Below are 24,350 nucleotides of genomic sequence, written 5' to 3' on the forward strand. Positions count from 1 at the left end.
GGCGTCATCTCTGAGCGGAGTCGACCATGAACCCTATCAAGCTCTATCACTTTCCACTCTCGGGCCACGCCCACCGTGTGCAGCTGATGCTCTCGTTACTCGATCTGCCTGTGGAGATCAGCTTTGTCGACCTGGCCAAGGGCGCGCACAAACAAGCGGATTTCCTTGCGATCAACCCGTTTGGCCAGGTGCCGGCCATTGATGACAACGGCGTGGTACTGGCTGACTCCAACGCGATCCTGGTGTACCTGGCAAACAAGTACGGCCAGGGCCGTTGGCTGCCAACGGACCCGGTCGGCGCCGCTCGCGTCCAGCGCTGGTTGTCGGTAGCCGCCGGGCCACTGCATGCCGGACCGGCCACGGCGCGGCTGATCACGGTGTTCGGTGCCTCTCATAATGCCGAAGAGGTGATCGCCCGTGCCCACAGCCTGCTCAAAGTCATCGACCAAGCCCTGGCCAACAGCGCCTATCTGGTCGGCGACGCCCCGACCATTGCCGACATCGCCAGTTACAGCTACATCGCCCACGCGCCCGAGGGTAATGTTTCGTTGCAAGACTATCCCCATGTGCGCGCATGGCTGGCGCGGATCGAAGCCCTGCCTGGCTTCGTCGGGATGCCGCGTACGGCTGCGGGATTGCAGACAGAAGTCTGAGCGCCTGGCCGGTTATGGCGGGGGCAATGCCCCCGCCAGCGGTTTCTGAAGGAACCTGGAAGGGTTAATCTGCCAACCTTTCTCGGTTGGCTGCGTTTCATGACTTTTATCCACAGGCTGGCGCTGGTCTTCGCCGCGTTGTTCCTGAGCGGCTGTGACCAGCCCGCGCCTGCCGTCCTTGATCAACAGCTCTATGTCTGGCAACGCCAGTGGACGCCGGCCCACGAAGGCGCGCTGCGCCAAAGCCACGGCGATTTTTCCAGCTTGCGGGTGTTGGCGTTGCAGGCGTTTCCGGGAGCCGGCTGGAGCCGTGCGCGTATTGACCCCGCATTGCTCAAGGCTGACGGCCGACCGCTGGTTGCGGTGATCCGTCTGGACGGCCAGCTCAGATCTCTGGACCAGGACGAGGTGATCGCACAGATCCAACAGTTGCTGGCCCAGTGGCGGGCCGAGGGCCTGGTGCCGATGGGTGTGGAAATCGATCACGATGCGGGCACTGCACGGCTACCGGCGTACCGGACCTTTCTCACCCGGTTGCGACAAACCTCACCCACCACGCTACAGCTCAGCATCACGGCGCTGCCGGCCTGGCTCGATAGCCCCGAGTTGCCTGAATTGTTGGCGACCGTGGACAGTAGCGTCTTGCAGGTCCATGCGGTCAGCGATCCTCGCCAAGGTCTGTTCGATGCGCAACAGGCCAGGCGTTGGGCCGAACGCTGGGGCGAGATCACCGCGCGGCCCTTCTATTTGGCGTTGCCGGCGTATGGTGTCGCGCTGCTGACCCAGGAAAACGGTGCGCCCGTGGTGGAAAGCGAAGTGCCTATCGACCGGGGCGGCGAACGCCGGGAATTGCGGGCCGATCCACAACAGGTCGCCGACCTGACGGCAAAGCTGCGCGCCGAACCGCCTGGGCACCTGGCCGGGATCGTCTGGTATCGGTTACCGCTGCCGGGAGATCGACGGGCATGGAGCCTGGCCACCCTTGGCGCGGTGGCCCGTGGCGACAGGCTCCACAGTCGTATGGCGGTGCGCATTGACGAGCAGGACGGCCTCTACGATATCTGGCTGGTGAACCAGGGCAATCTCGACAGCCCTTGGCCCCAGCGGCTGACGCTGGCGGTGGGCGCATGTGACGGGGTCGATGCCCTGTCAGGTTATGCATTGCAACAAACCCCCGGAGTGCTTACCTTCACGCGCATTCAGGAAGGTCGCCTGGCTGCCGGTGCCCAACGGGCGATCGGCTGGGCGCGCTGCACAAAAATTGACCAAGGAGGTTTCAATGTCTACCCGTAAGTGGCCTCGTCGCCTGCTATGCCTGAGCCTCAGCCTGCCCATGGGCCAGGCGCTGGCCTGTGGACCGGAGTTCCCCATGCGCCTGCTGGATAACCGGGCCCAATCCTTGGCGGAGTTGCCCGAAGGCAGCTTTCGTTTCGAGGTCAGCCGTCTCGGTCAGGCCATTGCGGGGCTGAAGCCAACCACGGATGCGACGCGCAACCCCGACTACAGTTATGACGATGTGGCCTCCTACGTTGAACAACGCAACAAAGCCGAACAGCTCGGCCTGACGCCACCGCAACAAGCGGTGGTAGAGCGGCTGCGAGCAGTAGGCGATGTTGAGCAGGTCGCCAGCGAAGCGGCGAACCTGCCAACCGAGCTGCGCTTGTACGCGGTGGGCGCGGCGGCTTTCAACGCGGGCGATCACCAGCGCGCCGCCGAATCATTCCAACAATTGCTGGCGCTGCCCGCCGACGAGCGCCGCCTGCGCAGCACCTGGGCAGCCTATTCCCTGGGCCGCGCGTTGTTCGCCATGAGCACCGAGGCCGGTCGCGGCGACCCCACTATTTTGCGGGATCAGGCGCGCCAAGCCTTTCGCCAGGCCCGAGAGATGAGCGTCGCCGGTTTCAGCGACCCGTTGGAACTGGGCGTCGCCAGTCTCGGTGAGGAGGCCAGGGTGGCCTATACCGCCGATGACTGGGACAGTGCCATCGGGCTGTACGCGACCCAGAACCTGCAGGGTTCTCCGGTCGGCTACAGCTCGTTGTTGCAGTTGGCGAGTAGCCTGAAGCTCGAATCCGACGAGCGCCTGAGGGAATTGCTCAAGACCAAAGGCGTCCAGCGCCTGGCGACGGCGTATTTGCTCAGCCGCGTCGGCTGGTGGGACGGCGAAGAGCCATCCGGCGAGAAACAACTCGTCAAGTTGCTGCAGGCCAGCGCCCGGGGCAACCTGGACGATGCGGATCGCCTGGCTGCGGTGAGTTACCAACACGGCGACTACGCCGGCGCCAAGGCTTTCGTGGATAAAGCCGCCGACACTGGGCTGGCCTGGTGGGTGCGCGCCAAACTCGCCCTGCGCGACGGAGACAGGGTTGCTGCGGCGGCGGCTTATGCCAAGGCCGCCCAGGCATTTCCGAAGGAGGAATCCTGGGGCGATCGACGCACGCCGGACTGGGATTACGAGACGGTCCAGCCCAAGTGCCGGGTCGAAGGTGAAAGCGCGATCCTAGCGTTGCAGCGTGGTGATTACCTGCAAGCGTTCGATCAACTTTATCGCGGCGGCAACAATTATTGGTACGACGCCGCGACGGTCGCCGAGCGCGTGCTGACGGTCGATGAACTCAAGCAATACGTAGACGCCCAGGTTACGGCTCCGCTGCCATTGAGCCAGGAAGAGCGGGACAATTATGTACAACTGTCGGTGCCGGCGAAACTGCGTAACCTGCTGGGTCGTCGTCTGCTGCGCGAGGGGCGCTACGACGAAGCACCAGCGTATTTCGACAGCGTTCAGCTGCAGGTGAGTGCCGAATATTACGGGCAAATGCGCAAGGATGCTGAGTCCAAATGGTGGCCGACCGGACGCGCCAAGGCGTATTTCCTTGCGTCCACGGTAGCGCGCGACATGGGCATGCAGCTGCTCGCTTATGAGATGGCGCCGGATTACGCCAGTCTGGAAGGCAACTACAGTTTTGAACCAGTGGAACTGAAGGTTGGCCCCTTATTGTCTGAAGGCGAGGTGCAAAGGCAACAGGCCAGCGCAGCCGAACCGGACCAGCGATATCACTATCGGTTTGTCGCCACTGCATTGGCGAGTCGGGCGGCGGACAATCTACCCCATACCAGCCAGGCGTTTGCAGCGGTGCTGTGTTATGCATGGAGATACAATTCAAGCCCTGAAGAGCAGGGAGCGTTGTACCGGCGGTATATAGAGGAAGGGCCTTACGTGGAATGGGGATGGCATTTTGGGGAGTTATGTCCATTTCCGGACTTTGACAAGGCTGACAAGCGCTATGTCACGCAGGCGCTGAGTCCGATTCGCTCGGCGTTGCGGCCCTATAAAATCTGGGTGCAAATGGGCAGCGTAGTGCTGGTGGTAGCCGTTGGGCTGGCATTGATCAGCCGTCGCCAGCGCAAGGCACGGTTGGCGGCGCGCTGATTGTGGAGGCGAGCCTGTTTGCGATGAGGCCGATTCAGTAGGTGTGGATGAGACTGACCTGACGCCATCGCGAGCAAGCTCGCTCCTACAGGAATGCGGCGCTACATCTGCGTCGCCATTCCTTCCACATCCATCGCCGCCTGGCGCAATGCCTCCGAGCGGGTCGGGTGAGGGTGGCAGATCAGGGCGATGTCTTCGGCCGAGGCGCCGAATTCCATCGCTACGCAGTATTCGCCAATCATTTCGCTGACGCTTGGGCCAACCAGATGCACGCCGAGGATCTCGTCGGTGTGCTCATCGGCCAACACTTTGGCGAACCCTTCGGTTTCGTGATTGATCTTCGCCCGGCTGTTGGCCGTAAAAGGGAATTTCCCGACTTTGTAGGCGCGGCCCGCAGCCTTGAGCTGTTCCTCGGTCTTGCCGACGCTGGCCAGCTCCGGCCGGGTATAGATCACGTTGGGGATCAGGTCGTAATTGACCTCGCCGGCCTTGCCGGCAATCTGCTCGATGCAGGCCATGGCCTCGTCTTCGGCCTTGTGGGCGAGCATCGGCCCGGACGTGACATCGCCGATCACCCAGACACCGGGCGCCTCAGTGCGGTGGCGCTTGTTGGCGAGCAGGCCACGCGGGTCGGTCGTCAACCCGACATTTTCCAGCCCCAGCCCTTGTGTGTAAGGCCGGCGGCCAATGGCGACCAGCACGTAATCGGCGTCCAACGTCTGCGCGTTGCCGCCTGCTGCGGATTCGACCTGTAACTGCACGCCGTTGGCCGAGGACACGGCGCCAGTGACCTTGGCCCCCAGCTTGAATTGAATGCCCTGTTTCGCCAGGGCTCTCTGCAAAGTCTTGCCGGTGTCCGCATCGACACCCGGGCAGATGCGATCGAGGTATTCCACCACGGTCACTTCAGCGCCCAGGCGTCGCCAGACTGAGCCCAGTTCCAGCCCAATGACCCCCGCGCCGATGACCACCAGGTGACGGGGCACTTCGCTGAGGGACAATGCGCCAGTGGAATCGAGGATGCGCCGGTTATCGACTTCTACTCCGGGCAGTGGCGTCGGCTCGGAGCCGGTGGCGATAACGATGTCCTTGGCGCCGAGTTCAACCTTGCCGCCATCGCCGCCGGTGACGCTCACCTTGCCGGGCCCATCGATATGGCCCCAACCCTTGATCCAATCGACCTTGTTTTTGCGAAACAGAAACTCGATGCCCTTGGTCAGGCCCGCCACGCTTTCGTCCTTTTGTTTCATCATCTGCGCGAGGTCGAGGGTAGGGCTGACGTTGATGCCCAGATTGGCAAATTCCGCGCCCTTGGCCGCTTCGTACAGCTCAGACGCGTGGAGCAGTGCTTTGGAGGGCATGCAACCGACGTTCAGGCAGGTGCCGCCCAGCGTTGCGCGGCCTTCGATGCAGGAGGCCTTCAAGCCCAACTGCCCGGCCCGAATCGCCGCGTTATAGCCGCCGGGACCGCCGCCCAGAATGATCACGTCGTAATCGCTCATCACTGTTCTCCCGCCTCGTCCAAAAAATTATGTACGTAATATGAGCGTTTCCAGAGATTACGGTCAAGGCTAAAGTCACCAGGGCTGGCCGTGAAAAATTCAACACGGAAATTTCACAGCACCGGTTATAAAGTAACGAACGTAGCGGAGCGGTGGCGGTTTTTATCCACAGCCCTGAATTTGGTTTTTCCACGAACGCTGGGATGACATGCAAGTCGATCTAGAAATCGAAGGGGCACGGGTGGCCGAGTGGCCGCGCTTTCAGCGTGCTGCGCTCCAGACACGCCGCTTGAAGCGGATCGCGTTGGCGCTGGCCGGCCTGGCGGGATTGGGCCTGGTACTGGCGTTTTTCATCGGATTGTTCTCGCCGCAATCCTTATGGCCTGCCCTGTTGGTCAGCCAAAGCGCCGGCCTAGTTGTGTTGTTGGCGGGCCTGCAATCGGCCGGGTGGGTGACGCGTTGGCGCAGCGAGGCGCTGGCGCCTGCGGTGGACAACGCACCTGTTGAAACCGAGCCGGTTGAGGACTCGGATTGGTATGAGCGGATGCTCGAGGGGATCAGCGCCCGCTGGGTCGGTCTGCTGAAGCAAATCGGGGCGCCCGCGTTGTGGCTTTCTGGTTGGGCGCTCCTGGCGTTGCTGAGCCTTGAGCAAGCCTGGAATCTAGATTTGCCTGCTGCATCGCTTGGGGTGTCGGCGAGTGTCGGGGCGGTGGTCTCGTTATTGCTGGCGTTCAGCTTGCTGGTGTTTGAACGCCAACTGGCCCAGCAACCGCCAATCGAGTGGCCGGAAGCCTTGCCATTGGCACAGCTCGCGCGGGTGGCGATCGCCGTGCTTGTCCTTGGCGCATTGTGCCTGCTGTTCGCCGCCGATACGTCGATCTGGCCGACGCGCCTGGGAGTGTTGATCGGGGTGTTGCCAGGGCTGGTCGCGGCGGAGCTGCTGTTGCGCGCCATACTCTCCTTATTCAGCCCGCGCCGCGACTCCCTCGAGCCGACGCTGATGGGTCGCAGCTTTGTCGCCGATCTGCTGCGCTGGCCGCCGCAACCGTTGCTGGTCTTGCAGCACGAGTTGCACAACCGTTTCGGCATCGACCTGCGTCAGATCTGGGCGTTCAGCTATATGCGCCGGGCTTTCTTTCCTGTGCTGGCGCTGGTGGCGCTGGTGGGCTGGTCGCTCACCGGCGTGCATGAAGTGGCGTTGCAGGAGCGCGGAATCTACGAGCGATTCGGCGAGCCGGTGCAAGTCCTTGGCCCAGGCCTGCATGGGGGCCTCCCTTGGCCGTGGGGCAGGGTGCTCAAAGTGGAAAATGGTGTCGTGCATGAATTGGCGACCAGCGTTGGCGATAGCAACGCGCTTGTGCAAGCGGAACCGGCCGAAGGACCGGCGCCGGTCAACGCCAATCGGTTATGGGACGCCACGCATGTGAACGATAAATCCCAAGTCATCGCCAGCCGGCGTGCCGATAAACAAAGCTTCGAGATCGTCAACATGGATGTGCGCTTTGTATATCGCATCGGCCTGACGGATGCCGCAGCACTTGCTGCGACGTACAACAGTGCCGATGTGCCAACGCTGATCCGCAGCACGGCCAGCCGCATCCTCGTGCATGAATTCGCATCGCGCACGCTGGACGGTTTGCTGGGCGCGGACCGGGTCAGCCTGGCCGACGAAATCGGCCGTGCGGTGCAGGCTGACTTGCAATCGTTGGACAGCGGCGTCGAGATTCTTGCGACAGTGGTCGAGGCGATCCATCCTCCGGCTGGCGCGGCGAATGCCTATCACGGTGTGCAAGCGGCGCAGATCGGCGCGCAGGCATTGATCGCCCGGGAGCGCGGCGCCGCGGCTGAACAGACCAACCAGGCGCAACTGCAAGCCAGCATCGCCCATGACCAGGCCCAAGCCACGGCGAGGGAAATCAACGCCGCCGCCGAAGCCGCGGGCCTGCGCTTCGATGCCGAACGCCAAGCCTATGCGAAGGCAGGCCACGCCTTCCTCCTTGAGCAGTACTTCAGCCAACTGAGCCATGGCCTTGACAAGGCCAATCTGCTGATTCTCGATCATCGCGTGGGCGGCAGCGGCAACGCGCCGACCCTGGATCTGCGCACTTTCCCGCTGCCGGCGGACCCTGCGTCGCCACGTAACCCTGTCCTGCCAGGAGCTGCCCATTGAGCCAGTCTTCGTCACACGACCATCACGACCACGGTGGTCACGATCATGGCCATGTTGGTCATCACCACGGGCATCATCATCACCACGGCGACCCGCAGCAGGCTGGTCCGTTTCCCTGGAGGCGCATGGGCTGGGCAACGCTGTTGGTGGTGTTTGCCATAGCGGCTGCCAGCTTGGTGCAAGTGCGCTCGGGGGAGGCCACCGTTATCACCCGTTTTGGCAACCCGGCGCGAGTGCTGCTGGACCCGGGTCTGGGCTGGCGCTGGCCGGCGCCATTCGAAGCAGCGGTCCCGGTGGATTTGCGGTTACGTACCAGCTCCAGCGGATTGCAGGATGTCGGTACTCGCGATGGGCTGCGAATCATTGTTCAGGCCTATGTCACGTGGCAGGTGCAAGCGGACCCGGAAAATGTGCAGCGTTTCATGCGGGCAGTGCAGAACCAGCCAGACGAAGCCGCACGGCAAATTCGCACGTTTGTCGGCTCGGCGCTGGAAACCACGGCCGCCAGTTTCGATTTGGCGAATCTGGTCAATACCGATGCCAGCCAAGTGCGCATCGTCGATTTTGAAACCCAACTGCGTCAACAGATCGAGCAGCAACTGCTGACAACCTATGGTGTGCGGGTCTTGCAAGTGGGCATCGAGCGCCTGACTTTGCCTTCGGTAACGCTTACCGCAACCGTGGACCGCATGCGTGCCGAACGAGAAACCATCGCCACGGAGCGCACCGCCATCGGTAAGCGTGAAGCAGCACAAATTCGTTCGGCGGCTGAACGTGACGCGCGAATCATGCAAGCCGACGCCACCGTCAAAGCTGCCGAGATAGAGGCACAATCTCGCGTGGAGGCAGCGCAGATCTATGGAAGGGCCTATGCGGGTTCGCCCCAGCTTTACAATCTGCTCCGCTCGCTGGACACCTTGGAGACCATCGTCAGCCCGGGCACCAAGCTGATTCTGCGCACAGACGCGGCGCCATTCCGGGTGTTGGTGGACGGCCCTCCTTCACTGGAACCCAAGGGCGGGACCCAGCCATGAGCTTGGTTCCACGTGGAACAAACGAGCTGTCCAGTCCATGGATTCAGGCCGGACGCCCGTCGTTCCTTGCGCTTTACGCGGTCACTGTCCTTGCCGCGTTGGCCTGGTTGTTCGCCAACGTGCGGCAGGTTGCTCCGCAGGACCGCGCGATGGTTTTACACTTTGGCGCGCTGGATCGTGTCCAGAACGCGGGACTTTTATGGGCATGGCCTCGTCCCGTGGAACAGGTGATCCTACTGCCGGCGGCGGATCGAGTCCTGGAACGCCGCGTAGAAAATCTGCTCCGCTCGGATGCGGCGCTACAGGCCGATCGAGTGGCCAGCTTCGCTTCGCCAGTGACGGATGCCTTGGCGGGTTCTGGTTATTTATTGACCGGTGACGCCGGCGTGGTGCAGCTGGACGTGCGGGTTTTCTACAAGGTCACCGACCCTTACGCGTTTGTCCTCCAAGGCGAACACGTCTTGCCGGCCCTGGATCGGTTGGCGACCCGCAGTGCCGTGGCTCTTGCCGCAGCCCGGGACCTGGACACGATCCTGGTGGCGCGCCCCGAATTGTTGGGTAGCGATAGCCAGGCCGCGGAGCGTCGGGAGCGCCTTCGTGGCGATCTGGTGCAAGGTATCAACCGGCGACTCGCTGATCTTGCCGCGACAGGGCAGGGATTGGGAATCGAAGTGGTGCGAGTCGACGTGCAGTCGAGCCTGCCCGGGCCTGCCGTGGGGGCTTTCAACGCGGTGCTGACCGCCAGCCAGCAGGCCGACAAAGCCGTCGCCAGCGCCCGTACCGAGGCGGAAAAACAGACCCAGTCAGCCCGCCAGGAGGCCGACCGGGCCTTGCAGGTGGCCCATGCCCAGGCTGGCGAACGGCTCGCCAAAGCGTCGTCCGACACCGCTTCGGTGTTCGGCTTGGCCAAGACCCAGGGCAGCGATCCGCAGATGCCGTGGCGGCTGTACCGTGAACGCATGCCTGAAATCCTGCGTCGGGCCGGGTCGGTGACCACGGTCGATCCGAAAGACGATTCCCGCTTGATTATCCAAGGAGCCGGGCAATGACTGCTCAAGCCACTGCCTCACCGATGTTGTCTTCTGCCGAACAGCGTGCAGCCGCTCGGCAGCTGACCTTGGCGATGCTCGCACTCGGGCTGCTCGCCTTGGGCCTGGCATGGCGCGGTTGGTCGCCAGGGCAAAACGGTGTCAGCCAGTTGTTGTTGGGTGCTGCCTCGTTGCTGGTAGCGGTGCCGGTAATGCGTTCCGCCTGGTACAGCTTGCGGTATCCGAGCTTGCATGGGATCACGGATCAACTCATCGCCTTGGCAATGCTTGGGGCCTGGGCCACCGGCGATCTGCTGACGGCCGCGCTGTTGCCCATCATCATGATCTTCGGTCACGTGCTGGAAGAACGCAGTGTGATCGGCTCCCAGGAAGCCATCCACGCCCTCGGCCAGTTGACCCGCAGCCAAGGTCGCAAAGTGCAGGCCGACGGCTCGGTCATCGAAGTCGATAACGGCACGCTACGACCAGGCGATGTGGTGGAGGTTCGCGCCGGTGACAGGGTGCCTGCCGACGGGCGAGTCTTGTCCGGGCAAGCGAGCCTCGACACCGCGCCCATCACGGGCGAGTCCGTACCCGTGGAGGCGGTCGCGGGGATGGATGTGTTTGGCGGCGCGATCAACCTCGACGGTTTGCTGCGCCTGGAAGTGACGCGCATTGGCGAAGCGTCGACGCTGGGCAAGGTCATTGCCCTGATGCAAAACGCCGAGCGTTCCAAGCCGCCGATTACCCGCTTGCTCGAACGCTACGCCGGTCGTTACCTGGTGCTGGTGTTGCTGCTGGCGGCGGTGACCTGGTTTGTCACGAACGATGCCCAGGCGATGCTCGCGGTCCTGGTGGCGGCGTGTCCCTGCGCCTTGGTGCTGTCAGCGCCGGCAACGGCCATTGCCGGGATTGCGGTGGCTGCACGTCACGGGATCCTGATTCGCAGCTCGGCTTTCTTGGAGGAGCTGGCCGACCTGACTTCGCTGGTCATCGACAAGACCGGAACCTTGACCTACGGCACATTGCAACTGCAATCGATACAAGGCGCCTCGGCGGATCGATCCGAGCTGCTGCCTTTGGCCGCCAGCCTCGGATCGGCCAGCAGTCATCCGGTCAGCCGCGCGCTGGCAGGGCAGGTGGCTGCGCAACATTATCTGCCGCTTAGCGATGTACACGAACGCCAGGGCCTGGGCGTGGTGGCCATGACCGGACGGGGCGAAGCCGCACTTGGTCGTCCCGAGTTGTTCGCCCGGCTGGGAATCGAGACGCCGGCCATTCCCGAGCATGACGGCCCAATCGCCGGCTTGGCCCTCGACGGGCAATTTCTCGCCTGGTTGCTGCTGGCCGACAGCGTCAAACCTGAAGCGCGGGCGGCCATGGCCGAGTTGCGCGAGCTTGGCCTGGGTCGCCAATTGTTGTTGACCGGAGATCGCCAAAGCGTGGCGACTGCGTTGGCGCAGCAGGTTGGTATCAACGATCTGCAAGCGCAGGCTTTGCCGGAAGACAAACTTAAACGGGTCATGGCCGAAATCGGTCACGGCTTCCGGCCGATGGTGGTGGGTGACGGGATCAATGATTCCCTGGCGCTGAAGGCCGGGGTGGTGGGGGTCGCAATGGGTGCCGGCGGGGCGGATATCGCGCTTGCGTCGGCGGATATCGTCCTGATTGGCAGTGATCTGAGGCGCCTTGGAACCTGTGTACGGTTGAGCCGGCAGTGCCGACGCACGTTGCAGGTCAATGTCATCATCGGCCTGGGCTGGACGCTCGCTATCGTTGCCTTCGCCGCATTTGGCTGGCTGGGCGCGGCGGGCGCGATGATCGCCGCGTTGCTGCACAACTTGAGCACCTTGTTGGTGCTGGGAAACGCTGGGCGTCTGCTGCGGTTCCAGGAACCGCTGTTGAGAATCTAACGAGCGAGCTGGAGCGAACTGTTGGCGGCGCCCGCAGTCACTTACGAGAGGGCACTCCTTCGCCAGCAGTCACTGCTAAAACACAGCTGGTAACAGGGCGATAGAAAAAGGCTATAAATTCGATAGCCTGCTATTTTTCTAGCATGGTCTACCCTCATTTCAGACGTCTGAAACAAGGGGGGATTTTTTATGCTCGCTCAACTTCCGCCGGCCTTACAGAATCTGCATCTACCGCTTCGTTTGCGGCTCTGGGATGGCCATGAGTTCACGCTCGGTGCCGAACCCAGCGTCACGATTGTGGTCAAGGACCCTCAAGTGGTCGCGCAATTCACCCACCCCAGTCTGGATGCACTGGGTGCAGCGTTTGTCGAAGGCAAACTCGAGCTTGAAGGCTCTATCAATGAAGTCATTCGTGTATGTGACGAGCTGAGCCAGGCCCTGGTGGACGAAGACGACAGCAACTTGCCGGTGCGTACTGTCCACGACAAGGAAACCGACGCCAAGGCGATCTCCTATCACTACGACCTGTCCAATGCGTTTTATCAGCTCTGGCTCGACAGCGACATGGTGTATTCATGCGCTTATTTCGAGACCGGCAGCGAAACCCTCGAACAAGCGCAACAAGCGAAATTCCGCCATTTGTGCCGCAAGCTGCGCCTGCAACCCGGAGACTATCTGTTGGACGTTGGCTGTGGCTGGGGCGGGTTGGCGCGTTTCGCGGCGCGGGAATTCGGAGCCAAGGTGTTTGGCATTACCCTGAGCAAGGCGCAGCTCGCCCTGGCTCGGGAGCGGGTCAAGGCTGAAGGCCTGGAAGATCAGGTGGAGCTGCAGTTGCTGGACTATCGGGACCTGCCCCAGGACGGACGTTTTGACAAAGTGGTCAGTGTCGGCATGTTCGAACACGTGGGGCACGCCAACCTGGCCCAGTACTGCAAGACGCTGTTCGGTGCCGTCCGTGAAGGCGGCTTGGTGATGAATCACGGTATCACCGCCAAGCACACCGATGGCCGTCCGGTAGGGCGCGGGGCGGGCGAATTCATCGAGAAATACGTGTTTCCCAATGGTGAGTTGCCGCATCTGTCGATGATCTCTGCCGAAATCAGCGAAGCCGGGCTGGAAATCGTCGATGTAGAAAGCCTGCGCATGCACTACGCGCGCACCCTCGATCATTGGAGCGAGCGTTTGGAGGACAACCTCGAAGCCGCGTCCAGGGAAGTACCGGAGCAGGCCTTGCGAATCTGGCGGCTGTATCTGGCGGGCTGCGCCTACGCGTTCGCCAAGGGCTGGATAAACCTGCACCAGATTCTCGCGGTCAAGGCCCATGCCGATGGCAGCCATGAATTGCCTTGGACTCGCGACGACATTTACACGCCTTAAAGAATCGGCGAAATGAGCCGGGCGATTCGCATGCCGATTTTTTGCAGGCGGTGGGTCTCCCGGCTTTCTTGTTTGGCCACTTCGTGGGCTTGGGCAAAATCCTTCTCGAGCATTTGCTCCACTTCGCTGGCAAACGCGATATCAACGGTCAGCAGCATGACTTCGAAATTCAATCGAAACGAACGGTTATCCAGGTTCGCACTGCCGATCGCGCTTATTTCCTGATCGATCAGTACGACTTTCTGGTGCAGGAATCCTGGCTCATAACGAAACACCCGGACGCCGGCCCGCACCGCTTCGAATGCATAGAGGCTGGACGCCGCGTAGACGATTTTGTGATCGGGCCGCGAAGGTAGCAGGATACGCACATCCACGCCGCGCAAGACGGCCAGGCGCAGCGCCGCAAAGACCGCTTCGTCAGGGATGAAGTAAGGCGTGGTGATCCAGATTCGCTCGTTTGCGGCGTGGATCGCTTCGACGAAAAACAATGAGCAGGTTTCCTGCGCGTCCGCCGGACCGCTGGCCAGCAGTTGGCAGAGCACGCCGCCATCCGGATAGGTGTCCGGCAGGATCAATGGCGGCAACGCACGGGCGGCCCAGAACCAGTCTTCCGCAAAGGATTCCTGCATGCTCGCCACCACGGGGCCGCGCACTTCGACGTGGGTGTCGCGCCATGGGGCCAACGGAGGCTTTTCGCCCAGGTATTCGTCGCCCACGTTGTGACCACCGACAAACCCCAGGACGCCGTCCACGGCCACGATCTTGCGATGGTTGCGGAAGTTGACCTGGAACCGGTTCAACCAACCGCTGCGGGTGGCAAAGGCTTTCACATGGACGCCGCCGTCGCGCAGTGCCTGGACGTAACGGTGGGGCAGGGAGTGACTGCCGATACGGTCATAAAGCAGGTATACCGCCACGCCCTCGGCTGCTTTCTTCAACAGTAACGCGTGCAAGCGTTGGCCGAGACGGTCGTCATGGATGATGAAGAATTGGATCAGAATGGCTTCCCGCGCACTTTCCATGGCCTGGAAAATCGCCTCGAACGTCGCGTGGCCATCCACCAGCAGCCGCACCTGGTTATTCGCCAGGCAAGGCGCGCGTCCGAGCTTCGGCATGGCGCGCAAGGAAGCATAAGCGTGGGACGCGCGGGCTGTGAGCGCCTCTTCGACCCAAGGCCGCCAGTTCAGCTCGGAGATCGCCTTGCGCATCTCTTCGTTGGCCTGTCGTCGCGCCTTGATGTAACCGTCGAAAGTACTGCGGCCAAAAACCAGGTAGGGAATAAGCGTCAGATAAGGGATGAACACCAGTGACAGAGCCCAGGCGATCGAGCCTTGGGCGGTTCGCACGGTGAGTACCGCATGGACCGCAGCGATGGAACCGAGGGTGTGGAGCAGCGCGATCAGGTAACCGAAAACATGCGGGCCGTAATAGTCCATGGGGCAGCCGTGCTCCTGAAGTTTCAATGCTTAACAGACCATGTTACGCAACGAATGTCGCTAATTAATTCACCTGTGCTGGCCTGAACCGAAGCTTGCCGGCAGCGTCTAACGGCCACTTGTCCTCTGGAGTTTTTGCAATGAAAGTTCGCCTGCTGGGTTTGGCCTTGGCCATTGGTTTCTCGGTTCCTGTAGCGGCTCATGCGCAGATGCTTCAACCGGGCCTGTGGGAACTGACGACAAGTAACATGAAGGTCGATAACCAGAATCTGCCTGACCTGCAATTGATCCTCGGCCAGTTGCAGAACCAGATGACGCCCGAGCAGCGAGCGATGCTGGAAAAGCAAGGCATCACCATGGGTGGTAAAGGGATTCGGGTATGCCTGACGCCGGAGCAAGTCCAGACCAACGACATCCCGCTGCAGGATCCGCAGTCAGGGTGCAAGCAGCAGATCACCGAGCGGACCGGCAACCAATGGAAGTTTCGCTTCAGTTGTCCGAAAGCCCAGGGCAGTGGCATCGCGACCTTCCAGAGTGATCGCGAATTCACCACCAAGGTCAATGGCACGTTCAACGCCACGGGCATCCAGCAGAACGGTAGCCTGGATACCCGCGCCGTGTGGCTGGGGCAGGATTGCGGAACGGTCAAGCCGAGGGCTTGATTTCAGGGCTGGCTCAACGCTTCGTACAGGGTGTTGAGGTTGTACTCGAACAGTCCGGTAAACGTGCTCGCGGGTCCGCTGGCGGCGAGGGCGTCGGAGTACAAGGTGCCGCCGATGTGCGCGCCGCTTTCATCGGCAATTTGCTTGAGCAGGCGTGCGTCCTTGATGTTTTCCATGAACACCGCTTTGACTTTGGCCTGGCGGATTTGCGTGATCAAGGCAGCCACTTCGGCAGCCGATGGCTCGCGTTCAGTGGACAAGCCTTGCGGTGCCATGAAATCGATGCCGTAGGCTTGGCCCAGGTAACCGAAGGCGTCGTGAGAAGTGACGATCTTGCGATTGCCGGGTGGCAAAGCGGTGAACTTCGCCTTGGCTTCGGCGAGTAGGGCATGGATCTTTTTCAGGTACGCCTGGCTGTTACGTTCGTAATCGGCCTTGTTGGCCGGGTCGGCTGCTTCCAACGCCTTCGTGATGTTGCCGATGTAGAGCACGGCGTTGGCAAGGTTGTGCCACGCATGCGGGTCTGGGATGGTCTCCCCGTCTTCGTCCAAGGAACGTGGAATCACGCCACGGCTGGCACTGATTACCGGCGCGGTGGTTTCGGTGCTGGTGACCAGGCGATCCAGCCACGGCTCGAAGCCCAATCCATTCTTGATGATCACCTTGGCTTTCAGCAGCGCCTTGGCATCGTCTGGGGTGGGCTCGTAGGTGTGTGCGTCGGCGTCGGGACCGACCATGTTGACGATCTGTACGTGTTCGCCGCCGACCTGTTGGGTCATGTCGGCAAGGATGCTGAAGCTGGTGACGACCTGCAGCTTTTCGGCAGCAGGGGAGGACATGGACACCATCAAGCTGAATATCAGGAGCAGGGCGCGCATCGGCAAAACCTCATTGGGATGTGAGCAAAGGCGGGCGGCGCAGCAAGCCATGCACCGGACCGAATACTACGGACAGCAAATAGAGCACGCCCGCCATCAGTACGATGGCCGGTCCGCTGGGCAGCGAGAAGTAGAAGGACAGCAGTAGGCCCAGCCACACCGAAAGGCAGCCGAACAGTGCGGCCAAAGCCATCAGGGCCGGCAGGCGGCGGCTCCAGAACCGCGAAGCCGCGGCAGGCAACATCATCAGGCCCACAACCATCAGCGCTCCGATGGCCTGGAAGCCGATCACCAGGTTCAACACCACAAGTGTCAGGAACACGCCGTGGGCCAACGGACCCAGACGACTGACTGTCCGCAGAAACAAGGGGTCCAGAGTATCGAGCAACAGCGGGCGATAGATCAGCGCCATTGCACCCAGGCTTGCGGCGCAAACCCAGAGCATGCCGGTGAGTGTCGGACTGTCTACTGCCAGTGCGGAACCAAATAACAGGTGCAGCAAGTCCAGGCGTTTGCCGGCCATGCCGAGAATCAGTACGCCGGCCGCCAGGGATATGGGATAGATCGCCGCCAGGCTGGCGTCCTCTCGCAGTCCAGTGCGGCGGGTAATCCACGCTGCGAGCCCGGCCATGCTCAGGCCGGCCCCCAGGCCTCCGACGGTCAGAGCAGGCAGGCTCAAGCCGGCGAACCAGAACCCGAGCGCTGCGCCCGGCAGGATGCCGTGAGCCACGGCATCACCGATCAGGCTCATCCGCCGCAGAATCAGAAACACCCCTAGCGGAGCCGTGCTGCACGCCAGTACCAGACCGCCCAATAACGCCCGGCGCATGAACAGGAAATCCAGGAAGGGCTGCCATAGGTGGGTTGCGCTGAGCATCAGGCGACCTGCGTGTACTGAGGCCGTTCGATCAAGTCGACGCTGCGACCCAATGCGCAACCTGTAGGACTGATCAGCAAGGTGTGGGGAACATGCCGATGTACCGCAGCGAGGTCGTGACAGACCACCATTAAGGTCCGACCTTCTCGGTGCCATTGGTGAATATGTTTCCACAACAGCGCCTGGCCCATTTCGTCGAGCGCAGCATGGGGCTCGTCGAGCAGCAGGACGGGTGCCTCGGCCAAGCTCAACCGGGCGAGCAGGGAACGCTGTAGCTCACCACCCGACAGAGCCATCAGCGGGCGATGTTCGAGGCCGCTTAGATTCCAATCGTCCAGGACGGCCTTCAGTCGCTGGTTTCGGGTCGCTGGATTTTGTCGAAGGCCCCATGAGCCTGCTGCTACCAGCTCTTGCAGGCTGATCGGGAAATGCCGGTCCAAGTGTTGTTGCTGGGGCAGGAATGAAACACCGCCGCGCCGAGGCACATTCAATGAGGCTGTTCCCGATAGCGGCTTTTGCAACCCGGCCAGCACTTTTAAAAGGCTGCTTTTTCCGGAGCCGTTGGCGCCGATGATGGCGGTCAGGCTGCCTTCAGGTCGTTCCATGTCCAGCGGAGGCGTGAGCGGTTGACCCGGCGCACCCCATCTCAAGGCTTGGCAACGAATCATGAGGCCTCCCGGACCCAGTGACTCTGGGCGACGGCATCGTGGGCATGGAGGCTTTCAGCGTGAACCACTCGCACGTCAAATGAGGAGATCCAGGGCATCTTTTGCAACGCGACGTTCAATCGACGCGCGGCGTCTTCACAGAACATCAGGTTCTGGCCGTTGGCCAGGGCAAAGGCTTGTTCGTCCGCACGCTTCACGGCGGTTTGTACAGCGGTGCCCAGGGCAGCCTCGGCCTCGTTGATCAGAGCCAGCCATGGTAATTCACGGATATCGGTGTTCAGCCGCACTTTCAAGGTGGCGAGGCTGCGTTGGCTATGAGGGGTAGCGACGATGCCTTTTGATGAGCCCAGCCAAGCGAGCACGTCGGCATGCTCGAGCGCTTTGTTTGCAAAATCCTCGATGAATTGTTGCTGAATGAGCTGACGCGCGAGCGCTGCCGAGCAGGGACAGGTGGATGAGTACGGAACTTGAATCTCAAGTTCCACGTGGAACATCGAATCGTCTAAGTGAGCGTCCACCTTGGTGGGGTACAGCTTCCACCCAGCAAGAGGGCTGATCAAGGCGGAGCGTTTGTACATGAGATCCGTCTTCAGGCTAAGCGAGGCGCGCCGGGACAATCCCCCATGGCTATCAAGGAAGCTCTGTAAAATCTGTCGTAAAAGAGACGGCGAAAGTGGGGAGTTTTCGAGCGGCTCCAGCGCCAGATACAAGCGTGACATATGGATGCCACGAGCTTCGCCATCATCGAGGCTGACGCCCGCGTCAGCAGTTGCGCTCAAGCGTTGACCGTCAATCAACAGCGGTACAGCAATGCCGCACATGCCGACCCAATCTAGCGGCAAGTTCTGGCGAGATGCCTGTGCTGCGACGTCTGGCAGAGTTAACGCATTCATCTTGAAGGTCCAGAAGAGGTTCGCTTGAATGTTATAGTATAACAATAAAAGCGACGAGACCTTTTTCATGAATGCTTTTTCATGGGCAGCGTTCCACGTGAAACATCAGCGTTTCGGTTGCTCGCACCCGCTCATACGGCCGCATACAAACCGGCCACCGCCCCCGCCGGAGCTGGAAAAGCGATTGATAGTGGTCCAACCCACGCGCCGGCTATATCCAACCCAGGCTTCGCCATCAGAAGCAAACCCGGTGAAAAACGTCAGCTGACCATAACGGCTATTTGTCTGGGACCAATAGCGCCGTCCGGAAGCCTCAAAACCTCGTAAATAAAAGGTATTTCCTGCCGTGAAAACGCTGTAGGCATTGCCTTGTGCATCGACGCACGCGAGCAGATTGGCGCTGCGCGTGCAATTGGCCGGCGTGGGCGGGTGAGCCGAAGCACCCACTGAAAATAGCAATAACAGCCCTATCGGCAAAATGTTCGAAAAGCTCGGCATACGGTGTCGCCCATGGAAATCGTTTGGTCAGCTTGCACTGTTATACTATAACATATATATCGACCAGCCTTTCATCGAACCAATGCCTGAAGACTCCCCGTGAATAACGGCGTCCCAACGAGGATCCTCTGATGACCAAGCGTCTCCCTGTGACCGTGCTTTCCGGATTTCTCGGTGCCGGAAAAAGTACCCTGCTTAATCACGTCCTGCGCAATCGGGATGACCTTCGCGTTGCCGTCATCGTCAACGATATGAGCGAGATCAACATCGATGGAAGCGAAGTCCAGCGAGACGTCAGCTTGAGCCGGTCGGAAGAGAAACTGGTGGAAATGAGCAACGGATGCATTTGTTGCACGTTGCGTGAGGACTTGCTTGAAGAAGTCGGGCAACTTGCCCGGGAAGGGCGCTTCGATTATTTGCTGATCGAATCCACAGGCATCTCCGAGCCGTTGCCAGTGGCCGAAACCTTCACGTTTCGTGACGAGGAGGGCCGAAGCCTGGCCGATGTGGCGCGGCTCGACACCATGGTGACGGTGGTCGATGGGGTGAATTTCCTGCTGGATTATCAGGCCGCGGAAAGCCTGGCGTCACGGGGGGAAACTCTGGGCGAGGACGATGAACGCTCGATCACCGACCTGCTGATCGAACAGATCGAGTTTGCCGACGTGATTCTGATCAGCAAGATCGACCTGATCAGCCAACGCGAGCGGGAAGAGTTGACCGCGATTCTGCAGCGTCTCAACGCCCAGGCGCAGATCATTCCAATGGTCATGGGTCAGGTACCGCTGGGCCGTATTCTCGACACCGGCCTTTTCGACTTTGAGCGCGCCGCCCAGGCGCCTGGCTGGCTACAGGAACTGCGTGGCGAGCATGTACCTGAAACAGAGGAATATGGCATTGCCTCGACCGCCTACCGGGCACGTCGGCCGTTTCATCCCCAGCGTTTCTTCAACTTCATCGACCGTCCGTGGCCAAATGGCAAGCTCCTGCGCTCCAAGGGGTTCTTCTGGTTGGCCAGCAAACCTGAGGAGGCGGGGAGCTGGTCCCAGGCCGGCGGCCTGATGCGCCACGGATTTGCCGGGCGCTGGTGGCGGTTCGTACCAGAAAACCAATGGCCGCAGGACCAAGAGAGCACAGCGGCCATCATGAAGAACTGGTCTGTAGCCACCGGCGATTGCCGTCAGGAGCTGGTGTTTATTGGCCAGGACATCGACTTTGGTCAACTCACCGCCGAATTGGACGCCTGCCTGCTCACCGACGAGGAATTGGCCCTTGGTGTCGAAAGTTGGCGGCTATTGTCCGATCCATTCGGCCCATGGCATGAAGAGGCGGCAGTGTGATGCTGGCGCCGAGTCTGAAAAGGGCATTGCAGGTACAGCAGGTCCAAGGCGATACACCGGAGATACTCACGAAGATCCTGGACGACGGCACCAACCTGGCGGTCTGGCGACGTCAGCTTCCCGCGCACATCGGCGATTTCGCGGCCCTGGTACTTGCGTTGGACCAGCCATTGACCGAATCACGGGTGCTCGACTTGCCGGATGATGACGCCCAGCCAGCGCTGCAAGGCCTGGCTGCAGGCTTCAGCGACCTGCACGGCTATGAAGGCTTTATCGCCGACGTCTCTTGGCTGGTTTGCGCATTTGCTTGCCTGTTGGGGGCGCAACGGGTCGGTCTGCGTCTTCGCACGTTGGACAAGGCCATGTGCCCGCGCTTTCACGTTGATCACGTACCGGTGCGGCTGCTGACCACCTATGGGGGCGTCGGCAGCCAGTGGCTCAAGGAGGGCGTCATGGATCGCCAGCGCCTGGGGCAACCTGAGGCCGAACCGGTGGATCCACAAGTGATCGAGCAGTTCTGTTGCGGTGATGTCGGCTTGCTTAAAGGCGAGAAATGGCACGGCAACGAGGGGTTTGGCCTGATCCACCGCTCACCGGAACCCGCCCCGCATGAGCGTCGCCTGATTCTCACGCTGGACTGGTTGGCTTAAGGCTTGAGCCAGGTGCCCTGGCTTTGCCCTTCGCAAAATGGCTGTAGGTAAGCGGCATCGGTCGCCACGCCGTAGTAGTGAATATCCTGGCGGTAAGGCATATTGGCGACCTGAGCGTTGCGGCAAACGCCGAACGCGCCGCCGGGGCACTGATCGACGTATTGCACCTCGACCTTCTGGCCGGCCAGGTTTGGCTGGCAGAAGCCATCGGCAAACAGCTTCTGCGGAATGTTGCGGTTCTGCTGGCAGACTTTCACATCGAGCCGCTCCGCCTGGCTGTGGACCACGCAAGCCTGGGCCAGTACCTGGTTCGACGTCAGCGCCAGTAACAACCAGCCGATCATTCGCATGTTCACCTCCATCGAAAGCCGTCGATTATGTTGCAGCACATCCCCACTCATGTCATAGCCGGCCCTTTGGGCGCCGGCAAGACCAGCGTGATCAGGCATCTTCTGGCCCAGCGCCCGGCCAGCGAGCGCTGGGCGGTGCTGATCAACGAGTTCGGTCAGATCGGCCTGGATGCCGCGTTACTGACCCAGGCTGGCGATGGTATCGCACTGGGCGAAGTGGCCGGCGGTTGTTTGTGCTGCGTCAACGGCGCGCCGTTTCAGATCGGTCTTGGGCGTCTACTGCGCAAGGCTCGGCCGGATCGGCTGTTTATCGAACCCTCGGGCCTCGGCCATCCGGTGCAGTTGGTGCGGCAGCTGAACGAAGCACCCTGGCTTGGTGTACTGGCGGTGCAACCTTGCGTGCTGGTGTTGGATGCCCAGGCGATGGCGGACGGCAAGCCGTTGCCCGATGCGCAGCGACAAACCCTGGCGGATGCCGGACTGCTGGTGCTGAACAAATCCGAGACCCTTACGCAAGCCGACCGGGAACGGCTTGCGATGCAACTGCCAGGACGGACGCTGTACTGGACGCAGCACGCAGCGTTGCCGATCGACCAATTGCCTGGCCTGGCGGCTCGGGGCAGCGAGGCTGTGGATAACTTGAGCCTGCCCAAAAGCCTGGGTCGAATGGCGGCCATATGGACCAATCCGGCGGTGCCGATCCGCCTGTATCAGCAGCAGGAGGGCGGCTGGAGTATCGGCTGGCGCTGGCACCCCAGCCAGCAATTCGACGCAGCGGCGCTTACGCATTGGCTAAAAGATCATCACTGGAAGCGCGCGAAGATGGTTATCCACAGTGCCGACGGTTGGGTTTCCGCCAATGCATTGGAAGGGGCGGCACTGCAATGGCAAGCCAGTGAATGGCGCGAAGACTCGCGGATCGAGCTGATATTCGACCAGCCGCAAGACATTGATCTCCTGCAAACGGGTCTGTTGATTGCTCGGTGCACCTGAATCAGCTTTGCTTCAAGGCTTCCATTTGTTGTGCTCCTGACGCCACTGGCTCAGTTCGATGACTTCAGCCCTGGGCCGGGTCTGCACCGGCTCAACTGGCGTGGGCGGGGCCTCTTCGAAGGGCATCGGGTAGGGAGCCAGCTCGATATGCGCGCTGTGGGCACCGAACTGAGTGATGGTGCCGGTATGACGGGTCTCGCCCGTCACTGTGAATTCGAAATTATAGATACGTGCCAGGCGCCGCCGTCCGTTGGCGTCCTTGACGAATCCGATCTTTCGCAGCGCCACGTTGCCGTCCAGCAGCTCGATCTTCAGGTTGGCGCAATGTTGCATGACCCTCGCCAAGGCTCGTTCGCGCAAGCCATGGTTGTGCCACAGCCAGGCGCCGCCGGTAGCCAGCAGCATCAGCACGAAAATGTTTCCAAGGGTCAGCATGAACGAAGAGCTCCAACAAGTTGCCGTCAGCTTAACTGTGTCGCCGGTCTGTCGTACAGGCTGCGTTTAGTCGCATACTGCGCGGCTTGAATTTCAATAGTTTTACGGACATTTCCCGCATGAAACGCACGCCCCATCTGCTTGCCATACAGTCCCACGTGATATTCGGCCATGCCGGCAACAGCGCCGCCGTGTTTGCGATGCAGCGGGTCGGCGTAAACGTGTGGCCGCTCAACACCGTGCAGTTTTCCAATCACACCCAATACGGGCAGTGGGCCGGTGAAGTGCTCCCGCCGGACCAGATACCGCTGTTGGTAGAGGGTATCGCGGCCATTGGCGAGCTGGGCAATTGCGACGCGGTGCTGTCCGGTTATCTGGGTAGCGCAGCCCAGGGACAGGCGATCCTGTCGGGTGTGGCGCGCATCAAGCGTTGTAATCCCAAGGCGTTGTATCTGTGCGACCCGGTCATGGGGCATGCGGAGAAGGGCTGCATTGTCGCGCCCGAGGTGGGCAGGTTCCTGCTGGAAGAGGCCGCTGCCGTGGCTGACATCATGTGTCCTAACCAGCTGGAGCTGGACAGTTTTTCCGGCCGCAAGGCGCAATCACTACTCGACTGCCTGGCGATGGCCCGTGCGCTGTTGGCCCGTGGCCCGAAAGTCGTGCTGGTCAAGCACCTGGCTTATCCCGGCAAGCCCGAAGACAGCTTCGAGATGCTGTTGGTCACGGCTGAAGGCAGCTGGCACTTGCGCCGTCCATTGTTGGCGTTTCCCCGCCAACCGGTCGGAGTCGGCGACCTGACGTCGGGGCTGTTCCTGGCGCGGATACTGTTGGGGGACAGCCTGTCGGCAGCCTTTGAATTCACCGCTGCGGCCGTGCATGAGGTGCTGTTGGAAACCCAGGCGTGTGCAAGCTACGAATTGCAGCTGGTCCGCGCCCAGGACCGTATTGCCCATCCGCGCGTGCGATTCGAGGCCATGCCGATCAGCCTTTGATCGCTGCGGGAGCGAGCTCGCTCCCACCTTGATTTCGACGGCGGGTTACGGCCCGTCCGCCTTGATTTCCTGATAACGCCTCTCCAGTTCCTGGCGAATCTGGCGACGTTGCTGCGCTTGTTCGTAGCGGCGCTTCTCTTCGCTGTTCTGCGGTTGCAGCGGCGGGACGGGCGCGGGCTTGCGCTGGTCATCCACCGCTACCATGGTGAAGAAGCAGCTATTGGTATGGCGAACCGAGCGCTCACGAATGTTCTCGGTCACGACTTTGATGCCCACTTCCATCGAGGTATTGCCGGTGTAGTTCACCGACGCCAGGAAGGTGACCAACTCGCCGACATGAATCGGCTCGCGAAAAATCACCTGGTCTACCGACAATGTCACCACGTATCGGCCGGCATAGCGGCTGGCACAAGCGTAGGCCACCTCATCCAGGTACTTGAGCAAGGTGCCGCCATGGACATTGCCAGAGAAGTTGGCCATATCGGGGGTCATCAACACCGTCATCGACAGCTGGGCGTTTCCGGGTTCCATAACGTTCTCACGGTTCAAGGCAGCAGTTTCGAGGGCGCGC

The 24,350-nt window shown here is 61.2% G+C and carries 23 protein-coding genes; 13 read left to right on the forward strand and 10 right to left on the reverse strand.

The window, feature by feature from the left end; genetic code table 11:
• Positions 1 to 26 precede the first annotated feature (26 nt).
• The 3 genes from M1D68_RS00060 (at position 27) to M1D68_RS00070 (ending at position 4,083) form a co-directional block, all read left to right on the forward strand.
• Positions 27 to 653 carry a glutathione S-transferase family protein gene (locus tag M1D68_RS00060; RefSeq protein ID WP_434561516.1) on the forward strand — a complete coding sequence of 209 codons (627 nt, stop codon included), beginning with the start codon at positions 27 to 29 and terminating at the stop codon, positions 651 to 653.
• A gap of 99 nt (positions 654 to 752) precedes the next feature.
• Positions 753 to 1,946, forward strand: coding sequence for a DUF3142 domain-containing protein (locus M1D68_RS00065; protein ID WP_457968869.1), 1,194 nt, complete (start codon positions 753 to 755; stop codon positions 1,944 to 1,946).
• Complete coding sequence (locus tag M1D68_RS00070; protein ID WP_457968871.1) at positions 1,933 to 4,083, forward strand: hypothetical protein; 2,151 nt, start codon at positions 1,933 to 1,935, stop codon at positions 4,081 to 4,083. Before M1D68_RS00065 ends, M1D68_RS00070 begins: the two co-directional genes overlap by 14 nt.
• A gap of 101 nt (positions 4,084 to 4,184) precedes the next feature.
• On the opposite strand, the gene lpdA is transcribed toward M1D68_RS00070, so the two are convergent.
• On the reverse strand, positions 4,185 to 5,585 hold the full coding sequence (gene lpdA / locus M1D68_RS00075; protein WP_457968873.1) for a dihydrolipoyl dehydrogenase: 1,401 nt from the start codon (positions 5,583 to 5,585) through the stop codon (positions 4,185 to 4,187).
• Between the two features lie 208 nt (positions 5,586 to 5,793).
• On the opposite strand from lpdA, the gene hflK (M1D68_RS00080) reads away from it, so the two are divergent.
• The 5 genes from hflK (M1D68_RS00080) to cfaB all read left to right on the forward strand — a co-directional run bounded on the left by hflK (M1D68_RS00080) (position 5,794) and on the right by cfaB (position 13,107).
• Complete coding sequence (gene hflK, locus M1D68_RS00080; protein WP_457968875.1) at positions 5,794 to 7,755, forward strand: protease modulator HflK; 1,962 nt, start codon at positions 5,794 to 5,796, stop codon at positions 7,753 to 7,755.
• On the forward strand, positions 7,752 to 8,789 hold the full coding sequence (gene hflC / locus M1D68_RS00085; RefSeq protein WP_457968877.1) for a protease modulator HflC: 1,038 nt from the start codon (positions 7,752 to 7,754) through the stop codon (positions 8,787 to 8,789). Before hflK (M1D68_RS00080) ends, hflC begins: the two co-directional genes overlap by 4 nt.
• Positions 8,786 to 9,838: a protease modulator HflK gene (gene hflK / locus M1D68_RS00090; protein WP_457968879.1), complete on the forward strand. Its 1,053-nt coding sequence runs from the start codon at positions 8,786 to 8,788 to the stop codon at positions 9,836 to 9,838. The genes hflC and hflK (M1D68_RS00090) overlap by 4 nt, the downstream gene beginning before the upstream one ends.
• Entirely contained in the window at positions 9,835 to 11,730 is a 1,896-nt protein-coding gene (locus tag M1D68_RS00095) for a cation-translocating P-type ATPase (RefSeq protein ID WP_434561528.1), read from the forward strand. Before hflK (M1D68_RS00090) ends, M1D68_RS00095 begins: the two co-directional genes overlap by 4 nt.
• Before the next feature lie 189 nt (positions 11,731 to 11,919).
• Positions 11,920 to 13,107 (forward strand): C17 cyclopropane fatty acid synthase CfaB, encoded by a 1,188-nt coding sequence (gene cfaB / locus M1D68_RS00100; protein WP_457968881.1) that lies wholly within the window; start codon positions 11,920 to 11,922, stop codon positions 13,105 to 13,107.
• Here the strand turns inward: cfaB and cls are convergent.
• Positions 13,104 to 14,543 carry a cardiolipin synthase gene (gene cls / locus M1D68_RS00105; protein ID WP_420766086.1) on the reverse strand — a complete coding sequence of 480 codons (1,440 nt, stop codon included), beginning with the start codon at positions 14,541 to 14,543 and terminating at the stop codon, positions 13,104 to 13,106. The two genes, cfaB and cls, sit on opposite strands and share 4 nt — an antisense overlap.
• 140 nt (positions 14,544 to 14,683) lie before the next feature.
• Here cls and M1D68_RS00110 point away from each other — a divergent pair, with 140 nt between their 5' ends.
• A complete protein-coding gene (locus M1D68_RS00110) occupies positions 14,684 to 15,205 on the forward strand; it encodes a DUF3617 domain-containing protein (RefSeq protein WP_420766087.1) in 522 nt (173 codons plus the stop codon).
• Between the two features lie 2 nt (positions 15,206 to 15,207).
• On the opposite strand, the gene M1D68_RS00115 is transcribed toward M1D68_RS00110, so the two are convergent.
• The 5 genes from M1D68_RS00115 to M1D68_RS00135 all read right to left on the reverse strand — a co-directional run bounded on the left by M1D68_RS00115 (position 15,208) and on the right by M1D68_RS00135 (position 19,019).
• On the reverse strand, positions 15,208 to 16,083 hold the full coding sequence (locus tag M1D68_RS00115; protein WP_445571112.1) for a metal ABC transporter substrate-binding protein: 876 nt from the start codon (positions 16,081 to 16,083) through the stop codon (positions 15,208 to 15,210).
• A gap of 10 nt (positions 16,084 to 16,093) precedes the next feature.
• The gene (locus tag M1D68_RS00120) at positions 16,094 to 16,960 is read right to left on the reverse strand and encodes a metal ABC transporter permease (protein WP_434701370.1); all 867 of its coding nucleotides are present in this window, start codon (positions 16,958 to 16,960) and stop codon (positions 16,094 to 16,096) included.
• Positions 16,960 to 17,628, reverse strand: a complete 669-nt coding sequence (locus M1D68_RS00125) for a metal ABC transporter ATP-binding protein (RefSeq protein ID WP_420766090.1) — start codon at positions 17,626 to 17,628, stop codon at positions 16,960 to 16,962. The genes M1D68_RS00120 and M1D68_RS00125 overlap by 1 nt, the downstream gene beginning before the upstream one ends.
• The gene (gene folE2 / locus M1D68_RS00130; protein ID WP_434611692.1) at positions 17,625 to 18,521 is read right to left on the reverse strand and encodes a GTP cyclohydrolase FolE2; all 897 of its coding nucleotides are present in this window, start codon (positions 18,519 to 18,521) and stop codon (positions 17,625 to 17,627) included. Before folE2 ends, M1D68_RS00125 begins: the two co-directional genes overlap by 4 nt.
• 105 nt (positions 18,522 to 18,626) lie before the next feature.
• Positions 18,627 to 19,019 carry a glutamine synthetase gene (locus M1D68_RS00135; RefSeq protein ID WP_457968884.1) on the reverse strand — a complete coding sequence of 131 codons (393 nt, stop codon included), beginning with the start codon at positions 19,017 to 19,019 and terminating at the stop codon, positions 18,627 to 18,629.
• A 131-nt stretch (positions 19,020 to 19,150) separates the two neighbouring features.
• Here M1D68_RS00135 and zigA point away from each other — a divergent pair, with 131 nt between their 5' ends.
• Positions 19,151 to 20,359: a zinc metallochaperone GTPase ZigA gene (zigA, locus tag M1D68_RS00140; protein WP_457968886.1), complete on the forward strand. Its 1,209-nt coding sequence runs from the start codon at positions 19,151 to 19,153 to the stop codon at positions 20,357 to 20,359.
• Positions 20,359 to 21,009: a DUF1826 domain-containing protein gene (locus M1D68_RS00145; RefSeq protein ID WP_457968888.1), complete on the forward strand. Its 651-nt coding sequence runs from the start codon at positions 20,359 to 20,361 to the stop codon at positions 21,007 to 21,009. The genes zigA and M1D68_RS00145 overlap by 1 nt, the downstream gene beginning before the upstream one ends.
• On the opposite strand, the gene M1D68_RS00150 is transcribed toward M1D68_RS00145, so the two are convergent.
• Complete coding sequence (locus M1D68_RS00150; protein WP_420766095.1) at positions 21,006 to 21,359, reverse strand: NADH:ubiquinone oxidoreductase; 354 nt, start codon at positions 21,357 to 21,359, stop codon at positions 21,006 to 21,008. The genes M1D68_RS00145 and M1D68_RS00150 overlap by 4 nt on opposite strands.
• A 27-nt stretch (positions 21,360 to 21,386) precedes the next feature.
• Here M1D68_RS00150 and M1D68_RS00155 point away from each other — a divergent pair, with 27 nt between their 5' ends.
• On the forward strand, positions 21,387 to 22,352 hold the full coding sequence (locus M1D68_RS00155) for a CobW family GTP-binding protein (RefSeq protein WP_457968890.1): 966 nt from the start codon (positions 21,387 to 21,389) through the stop codon (positions 22,350 to 22,352).
• Positions 22,353 to 22,364: 12 nt separating this feature from the next.
• Here the strand turns inward: M1D68_RS00155 and M1D68_RS00160 are convergent, their stop codons facing one another.
• Positions 22,365 to 22,787: a DUF3301 domain-containing protein gene (locus tag M1D68_RS00160; RefSeq protein WP_434561546.1), complete on the reverse strand. Its 423-nt coding sequence runs from the start codon at positions 22,785 to 22,787 to the stop codon at positions 22,365 to 22,367.
• Positions 22,788 to 22,906: 119 nt separating this feature from the next.
• On the opposite strand from M1D68_RS00160, the gene pdxY reads away from it, so the two are divergent.
• Positions 22,907 to 23,779, forward strand: a complete 873-nt coding sequence (gene pdxY, locus M1D68_RS00165) for a pyridoxal kinase PdxY (protein WP_420766098.1) — start codon at positions 22,907 to 22,909, stop codon at positions 23,777 to 23,779.
• Positions 23,780 to 23,824: 45 nt separating this feature from the next.
• On the opposite strand, the gene M1D68_RS00170 is transcribed toward pdxY, so the two are convergent.
• Positions 23,825 to 24,310, reverse strand: coding sequence for an acyl-CoA thioesterase (locus M1D68_RS00170; protein WP_039593237.1), 486 nt, complete (start codon positions 24,308 to 24,310; stop codon positions 23,825 to 23,827).
• Between the last annotated feature and the right edge of the window lie 40 nt (positions 24,311 to 24,350).

The sequence above is a fragment of the Pseudomonas sp. R4-84 genome (assembly GCF_054130985.1).